This window comes from Thioalkalivibrio sp. HK1, assembly GCA_000583135.1.
GTDB lineage: Bacteria > Pseudomonadota > Gammaproteobacteria > HK1 > HK1 > HK1.
In genome coordinates this window covers 42093-50579 of the sequence record JFBG01000044.1, presented here as the reverse complement: position 1 = coordinate 50579, position 8487 = coordinate 42093, and the positions used below count along the sequence as shown (strand labels likewise).

Here is an 8487-nt window from a genome sequence, read left to right as displayed (position 1 = left end):
TTGAAATCGTTTGCATCCCAAGGCTTAGATGCTTCGATCCTCGGCGCTCGCCTTTTCATCCATCCACCGATAGGAGGCTCGATAATGAGTCGGCAGATCAAGTGGTACCACCACCGCAAGGGCTGACGATCCTGCGAGAAGGCGTCCGCATTGTTGGACGCCCATTGTCTCGTGCCAGACGATGTCATTCCCGCATCGAGAAAGTTGGGGCGCGAGGATGCCCGCTCCCTCGCCGAGGGGTGTTCGCGCGCCATCGTATCGAAGGGCAAGAAGACCACGGTCTTCACCATTTCCGGCGTTCCCGACGATGATCTGATCGATGCCATGTTGGGACCGACCGGGAATTTGCGGGCTCCGGCCTTGCGGGTCGGAAAAACGCTTCTGATCGGATTCGACGAGGAGCATTACGAGAAAGCGCTCGGGCTTTGATCGCCTGCCAAAGCGCTATCGTCCCTTGGCGTCGATCCGGATCATCGATCCGGATTGCCGATCATCAGGGTCGACAATTCTCAGGGTCGACGATCGGCCGGGCTTGGTGACCGGGCCTTGAAAGCGCCTCGGCGGTGGTGGTCCGTCGGTGGCGATAAGGTGCGATTTAAGATTCGGCGAAAAGGCCCGTTCGATGAAGTTTCTATGCTTGGGCGATATCCACTTGGGGCGCACCCCCTCCCGTCTTCCGGCGGGTCTGGGCGAACCCCGCCCGGCGCAGGCGTTCGGACCGGCGGCGGCATTTCGCCGCTGCGTCGATTACGCCCTCGACAACGATATCGATGCGCTGTTGTTGGCCGGGGACGTCATCGACGACGAGGATGATTTCTACGAGGCCTGCGGCGATCTTCGTCGGGGGATCGAGCGACTCGCCAAGGCCAAGGTGCCGATCATCGCGGTCAATGGCAACCACGACGGTCAAGCCCTGCCGCGACTGGCCGACACTCTCGCGCCCCGAAGCGAATCAAGAGATCCGATCGCCTGCGGCTTTTATCTGCTCGGGCGGGGCGGCAAGTGGGAGACACTGACCATCGAAGGCGATGCCGGCGAGGCCGTGCACCTCTTGGGCTGGTCGTTCCCGAGCGTGCACGTTCGAACGAGCCCGTTGGCCACCCTCCTTCCGCTCGGCCCGCACCTGCCGGGGCTCGATATCAGGCGCGGCCCGGTGATCGCTTTGCTCCATTGCGATCGGGACGCCCCCGCAAGCCCCTGGGCCCCGGTGCGATCGAGCGACCTCGCCGCCGCCCCGGTGGATGCCTGGCTGCTCGGTCACGTCCACAAACCCGATGCCCTGACTCCTCCTCGTCCGATGGGTTATCTCGGTTCGCTGACCGGGCTCGATCCGGGCGAGGCGGGGCCGCGCGGCCCTTGGCTCCTCGAGTGCAAGAAGGCGGGTTTGGAGATCGAGCACCTGCCTTTGGCCCCTCTTCGATGGGAGGAGGTGACGGTCGATCTCGAGGGTATCGAGGGTCATGAGGAGGTGGATGCGCGGGTTGTCGGCGCCATCGCTCGGCGGCATCGGGAGATCGTCGCCACCCATCGGATGCCGGACGAAGGGCAGCGCCGTAGGCCGCATGATCTCGATGAGCGTTGGCGCCCTTTGGCCGTCGGCTGTCGCTTGCGTTTCATCGGCCGGATATCCGGACGAAGGGAGATCGAGCGGCGCCTCGAAGTCGACAATCCGATCGAAAAGTTCGATCTCGAACAAGAAGGGATCCGCTATTTCGTTCACGACTGGCGCATGGAAACGCGTCCGGCCCTCGATCTCGAGAATTTGGCGAGAGGAAGCGATCCCCCGGCGCTGCTCGCTCGCCGCATCCTCGCCTTGCGTCCCGGGGTTGCAAGATCGCAAGACGAGGCGTTGCGGCGCTCCCTGATCGATGGTTTTCGACGGCGCTTGGAGCGTCGATCGAGCGGCCCTTTTCTGCGCATCGCCCGCGCCTCGCCGGATGACGAGACCATCGTCGAGTTGCTGCAAGAAGCAGCCCTTTCAGTGCTCGAGGCTTTGGAAGCGCAACGCAAAGAGGAGGCGGCGGAGGAGGGGGGATCGTGAAATTGCGCCGTATCGCCATCAGGCGGCTGGCGGGGATCGCCTCGCCGGGTTTCGAACTCGACGGATTTTCCGATGGCATCAATATCGTTCACGGTCCCAACGCCTCCGGCAAGAGCAGCGTGGCCAGGGCCTTGCGCGCCTTGCTCGATGCGCAGGCTTTGCCCGCAGACGAATCCGTGGATCTCGAAGCGGAATTCGAGGATTCGGGCGGCAGGCGGTGGCAGGTGGTGCGCACCGGCCGCAGCCTGATGTGGACCTGCGACGGCGAGCGCTGCCAAGCGCCGCCTTTGCCCGATCCACATCACTTGGCCGGCTACACCTTGCATATCGAGGATCTGCTGGAAAGCGGCGATCGGCACGATGCGCGGATCGCCCGCGAGATCGCTCGAGATCTCGCCGGGGGCTACGACTTCGCGGCCGCGAAGGAGGCCTGCAAGGTCGCCATCGGCCCCCGCTTCGGTCACGGCGAGGCCAAAGTGCTGGGCGAGGCCGAATCCGATCTGCGCCGCATCGAGGAGCGGCAGCGATCCTTGGTGCGCGAGGAGGCGCGACTCGAAGCCTTGCAGGAAGAGCGGGCGCAACTCGAAGCGCGGCTGGAAAGACTGCCGCGGGCCTTGCGGGCCAAGGAATGGCTCGGGCATCGAAGGCGATTGCGCGATATCGAGGCGATGCTTCTCGATTTTCCTTGCGGGATGGAGCGCCTGCGCGCCGACGAGATCGCAAGGCTGGAAGAACTCGAAAGAGCCCATGATCTCGCCAAGCGTCGCAACGCCGGCGCCGGCGCCGAGGTACAGGCTTTGGAGCGGAAATTCCGGCAGATCGGATTGGACGCCGACACCCCCGATCAGGCGGCGATCGCCCGCATTCGGGGGCGTCTTCGGCTTTTATCCAAGTGCGAAAACGCCTTGCAGCGGGCAAGGCAAAGCGAAAGCGAGGCCTTGGCCGAGCGGGATGCCGCCGGATGCGATCTCGGAACGCCTTCGGGGGTGCGGGCGCGGATCGACCCCGCAACATTGGGGGAGGTCGAGCGCGGGCTGGCCGCCTATCGCGAGCTCGAGGCCGAGCGTCGGGCGATCGAAAAGGAGCGCACCGCCCGAGCCGAGCATCGAGCGCGATCGGCGCCCAAGGATGAAAGAACGAGCGAAGGAGCGGGCGAAGGGCGAGAGGCATCGGGGATCGAACGCCGGACCGTCGAGTCCGATCCGGATATCGAAGAGCGATTGCAAAGAGCCCTTCGAGCGCTGGTGCAATGGATGGCGGCGGCGAAGCGTCCCGCCGGAACGCATCGTCGAGCCGGATTCGCGCTATCGCTTCTTCTATGTATCGGTGCGATTTTCTTTTTGCCGGCGCTTATCGGCGGCTTCGGGGCGCAGGCGCCATGGCTGCCCGCGCTCGCTTTTTTTCTGATCGGAGCCCTCGCCGGGATCTGCGGCCTTGTTGCCCTCGATCTCGATCCGAGAAAAGCCCGGCGCGAGCGGGCGAAGGCCTTTTTCAGCGAACAAGGCGTCATCGGCCCTAAGCGATGGACGCAGGAGTCGGTTCGAGATCGCATCGAATCGCTGGGCGCCGAGATCGCCCTTATAGGGGAGCGCAGCGCCAACGCCCGCCGCATCCAATCCCTCGACGAGCGCTTGATCGAGGGCGAGCGGGTGCTGAACGAAGAGCGTCATCGTCTCGAGGCCATCGCTCGCAAGGTGCACTTCGACCCCCTAATCCTCGATGCCTCTTTCGAGCGATGGCTAAGGCTCGTCGATCGATACGCTCGTGCCGACGGCGAGTACATCGAGAGTCGCTCTCTTTGTGAAGATCTCTCGGAGCGAGCGGATGCCCTGCGCCAAGAGATCGAATCCTTTCTCGCCGGATACGAGGACTCGTCCCGGATTTTGTCAGGGATCTCGTCCGGGAATTCGACAGGGCGAGAGCCGGTGCGAGAGGCGGCGGATCGGCCGGCCCCGGATGATTCGGCCGAGATCTTCCAATCGCGCTTGGAGATTTTGCAAACGAGGATCGATGCCCGGGACGATGCTTTGCGGGCGAAAGGCGAGGCGCAAAGACGCTTGGACGATGGCGCCGCCGCTTGCGAGCGATGCCGGGCGCAGATCGACGAGTTTTATCGGCAGGCGGGGCTCGAATCCAAGGACGAGGCCGAGCTGCGTCGGCGTTTGGGGCTTTTGGATCGGTGGCGATCTTTATCGGATGATCGATCGGAAGCCGTCGGTGCCGAAAAATCCTGCACCGTCGAGCTTCGATGCGATGCCGAGTTGACCGCCTTGGCAAGGGCCGATGACGATCGCGCCCTCGATCGCCTCATCGATACCCTAAAAGACGACAAGGAGCGGATTTCGAGTCTTCAAGAGGAGATCATGCGCATCCGCACGCTCGTCGATCAAGCTGGACGAAGCGGGGCCCTCGAGCGGGCCAAGGCGATATGCCGGCGGCGAGGCGATGCCTTGGAGCGACGCTTCGAGGATGCGAAACGGGCCGAGGCTCGCGGCTTTATGCTCGATGCGATCGAGTCCGCGCATCGAACGGATAGCCGTCCGGCGCTTCTTCGCCGCGCCGAGGCGTGGTTCGCGCATTTTTCTCGACATCAATTCGCGCTCGAAGCGGTATCGAGGGATCGCTTTGCCGCGCGGGATACGGCCGACGGCGCTCGACGGGCGCTATCGGAGCTCTCGAGCGCAACCCGCATGCAGCTGCGATTGGCGGTGCGCATCGCTTGGGCTCTCGAGGCCGAGAAGGGCCGCGCAAGCCTGCCCTTTTTCCTCGACGAGGCCCTGACCACCGCCGACCCCGAGCGATTTCGGGCGGTGGCCCGAAGCCTTGCGGATCTCGCATCGAAGGGGCGTCAGATCGTCTACCTCACCGCGCAGCCCTTCCAAGCGAGTCATTGGCAAGCCCCCCAGGCGGTGGTGATCGATCTCGCCGCCCGTCGAGGCTTGGCGCAGGCGGCGGGATCCGCAAGCGATTTAGCGCCCCCACCGGCGCCATCGCTCCCGCCGCTGCCGGGGGACGATTCCCCCGAGGCATACGCGCAGCGCTTGCAAGTTCCCATGATCGACCCTTGGCGGCCGGATTCGACCCATCCTTTTTATCTGCTGCGCGATGATCTGCCGCTCTTGCGGCGGCTGCTCGTGGCCGGAATTCACCACATCGGGGCGCTCGATTCCCTGCTCGCATCGGACGAGGCGGCGGTGGTGCTCGATCCTTGCGAGATCCTTGATCTGCGCAGATTGTCGGTGGCGGCGAGGGCTTGGTTCGAGGCTTGGCAAAGGGGGCGGGGAAGGCCGGTCGATGCCGGGGCGTTGGAGCGATCGGGGATCGTCAGCGAAGTCTTCATCGACCGCGTGCTCGATATCGTCCGCAGCCAAGGCGGCGATGCGCGCCGATTATTGGGGGCGATGGGCTCGTTGCGCAATTTTCGCAAAGACAAGCTCGAGCAGATGAGTCAGTGGCTATTCGAGCAAGGCCATCTGACCGACGAGCCGCCGATGGACGAGGGCGCGCTCGAACGGCGCCTCGCAAGGGTGTTGCTCGATCAGACTTTCGATGAGTCCACCACCCCTGCCGACGAGCGAGAGGCTGCGCTCATCGTCGCCCGCTCCTTGGCGCGCAGCCTGCAAGCGGGGTTGATCCCCGCCTCTTAAGGGTGTGGTGCTTTTTCGATCGGGGCGCATCGCTTTGTGGGCGACTCGCCTTTCCTTTTCGTCTTCATCGCCATTGACCCCAAAGCGCAAAGAGGGGAGTGCGCTTTCGATACGCCGTTTTTCGGCGAGGTGCGAAAATTCCATTAATCGTTAAAATCCGTACCGTTGGACGATGCAAAGACTTATCACGAAGACCCCATCAAAAGACCCTTCGACTCAAGAGATATTCTCGGATGCCCACAGCCAAAGAACTAGCCGATGCGATTCGCGTGTTGTCCATGGATGCCGTGCAGCAGGCGGGATCCGGCCACCCGGGGATGCCGATGGGGATGGCGGATATCGCGCAGACCCTGTGGTGCGACCATCTTCGGCACGATCCGGCGCACAGCGATTGGCCGGATCGCGATCGCTTCGTATTGTCGAACGGCCACGGCTCGATGCTGCTCTATGCGCTGCTGCATCTATCGGGCTACGACCTTCCCATCGACGAGATCCGACGTTTCCGCCAACTGGGGTCGAGCACCCCCGGGCATCCCGAATACGGCGATACCCCGGGGGTCGAGACCACCACCGGGCCTTTGGGGCAGGGCCTTGCCAATGCGGTGGGGATGGCCATCGCCGAAAGGGCGTTGGCGGCGCGCTTCAATCGCAAAGGGCACGAGATCGTCGATCACCGCACTTGGGTTTTTCTCGGCGACGGCTGCCTGATGGAGGGGATCTCGCACGAAGCCTGCTCGCTCGCCGGCACCTTGGGGCTCGGCAAGTTGATAGGGATTTACGACGATAACGCCATTTCCATCGACGGCGACGTCAAAGGGTGGTTCACCGACGATACCCCCAAGCGCTTCGAGGCTTATGGCTGGCATGTGATACGGGATGTGGATGGCCACGATGCGGCGGCGGTGAGCCGAGCCATCGCCGAGGCCAAGGCGGTCTCGGATCGCCCCTCGCTCCTATGCTGCAAGACGATCATCGGCTTCGGTTCGCCGGGCAAGCAAGGCGATGCCTCGGCTCACGGCTCGCCCTTGGGGGTCGAGGAGGTCGAGCGGGCCCGCGCATCGCTCGGCTGGACGCATCCCCCTTTCGAGATCCCCACCGATATCTACGCCGCTTGGGATGCCCGTCCGTCGGGCGAAAAACGCTATCGAGATTGGTGCGAGCGATTCGAATCCTATCGCGCCGCCTTCCCCGAGGAGGCGGGCGAGTTCGAGCGCCGAATGCAAGGTCTTTTACCCCGAGGCTGGGATGCGGCATGCGAGGACGCCCTTGCCGCCGTCGATGCCGCGGCCTTGTCGGTGGCATCGCGCAAGGCCTCGCTCGATGCCCTCGAAGCCTTGGGTCCGATGCTGCCGGAGCTGATCGGAGGCTCCGCCGACCTCACCGGCTCCAATCTCACCCTTTGGAGCGGATCCGAGATCCTCTCGCGGGATTGTCCTGATGGGAACTACATCCATTTCGGGGTGCGCGAATTCGCGATGAGCGCGATCGGCACCGGCCTTGCCCTGCACGGCGGTTTCATCCCCTACTGCGCGACCTTTCTCGTTTTCTCCGAATACGCCCGCAATGCGCTGCGCATGGCGGCGCTGATGGGACAACGCGTGATCTTCGTCTTCACCCACGATTCCATCGGCTTGGGCGAGGACGGCCCCACCCATCAGGCGGTGGAGCAGACCGCCACCTTGAGGCTGATCCCCGGGATGTCGGTGTGGCGCCCTTGCGATGCGGTGGAGTCCATGGTGGCTTGGCAAGAGGCTTTGATGCGCCGGGAGGGGCCGACTTGTCTGCTCTTTTCGCGTCAGGGGCTTTCTCACCAAGAGCGAAGCCGCAAGCAGGTGGAAGATATCAAGCGAGGGGCGCATGTTTTGAAAGAAGGAAGCGATGCGCTGTTGATCGCCACCGGCTCCGAGGTCGGCATCGCAATGAGCGCCGCCGCCTTGCTCGATGCCCAAGGCCTTTCGGTGCAGGTGGTCTCGATGACCAGCGTGGATCGATTCGAAGCCCAGGACGAGGCCTATCGCGCATCGGTGCTGCCGCCCTCGCAGCGGGCCAGGGTGGCGGTCGAGGCGGGCATCCCGCACGGTTGGCGGGCTTGGACCGGCGAGGATGGAGCGGTCATCGGGGTGAGCGATTTCGGAAAGTCCGCCCCGTGGAAGGATGTCTACGAATATTTCGGGCTGACCGCCGAACATGTCGCCGCCGAGGTCCGGCGGGTGATCGAAAGGCTTCGCTCCCCTTAGAAAAAAAATCCCGTCGGAGCGCTCAAGGGAGGGCGGCGAGCCATCTCCCGATGTCTTCGGCGGTTCGAAGAGACGGGTTTTTCAAGATCCCCCGAACGATGATCGGGTGATCGAGGATTCATCGAGCGGCATCTTCGATGCTGCCGATCGTGCGGAATTTCGATAAAGGAGAGACGATGTGAACGCCAAGAAATACCTGATCGCCCTTGCGCTCTTACCGCTGTTTTTCGCCAACGCCCATGCCCAGTTGAGCCCCACCAAGCATTGGGCCGATGCCGAGGCGATATGCAAAAAAAGCATCGAGGAGTTCGCCCCTTTCGAGTTCATCTGGGAGCCGGGCACCCCCGTTTTCTCGGCGGCGCATATCAACGACACCGATAACATCAGATATAGCGGAGCGGGCATTCAATTCAAAACCCCCAAGGGCGATTGGTTGCGCATCAAATACCACTGCAACTATTACCCCGGCTCGAAGATCTGGCGGGTGGGGCTCCATGAATATTCCCAAAAACTGATCGAGAACCTGATGAGCTGCAAATGATCCTCTGATCATCGAATCCGC

At 63.3% G+C, this 8487-nt stretch carries 5 protein-coding genes; all 5 read left to right on the top strand.

The window, feature by feature from the left end; translation table 11 throughout:
• The first annotated feature begins 171 nt into the window (after positions 1-171).
• The 5 genes from BF99_RS0112010 (at position 172) to BF99_RS0111975 (ending at position 8466) form a co-directional block, all read left to right on the top strand.
• Entirely contained in the window at positions 172-429 is a 258-nt protein-coding gene (locus tag BF99_RS0112010; protein WP_156013295.1) for a hypothetical protein, read from the top strand.
• A 193-nt stretch (positions 430-622) separates the two neighbouring features.
• Complete coding sequence (locus BF99_RS0112000) at positions 623-2041, top strand: metallophosphoesterase family protein (protein ID WP_025771045.1); 1419 nt, start codon at positions 623-625, stop codon at positions 2039-2041.
• A complete protein-coding gene (locus tag BF99_RS0111995; protein WP_025771044.1) occupies positions 2038-5688 on the top strand; it encodes a hypothetical protein in 3651 nt (1216 codons plus the stop codon). Before BF99_RS0112000 ends, BF99_RS0111995 begins: the two co-directional genes overlap by 4 nt.
• Positions 5689-5921: 233 nt before the next feature.
• Complete coding sequence (gene tkt / locus BF99_RS0111985; protein ID WP_025771043.1) at positions 5922-7925, top strand: transketolase; 2004 nt, start codon at positions 5922-5924, stop codon at positions 7923-7925.
• A gap of 178 nt (positions 7926-8103) precedes the next feature.
• A complete protein-coding gene (locus tag BF99_RS0111975; RefSeq protein ID WP_025771042.1) occupies positions 8104-8466 on the top strand; it encodes a hypothetical protein in 363 nt (120 codons plus the stop codon).
• Positions 8467-8487: the final 21 nt, after the last annotated feature.

Coding starts and splice junctions, on each gene's coding strand:
- BF99_RS0112000 (WP_025771045.1), top strand. CDS start 623: ATGAAGTTTCTATGCTTGGGCGATATCCACTTGGGGCGCACCCCCTCC.
- tkt (WP_025771043.1), top strand. CDS start 5,922: ATGCCCACAGCCAAAGAACTAGCCGATGCGATTCGCGTGTTGTCCATG.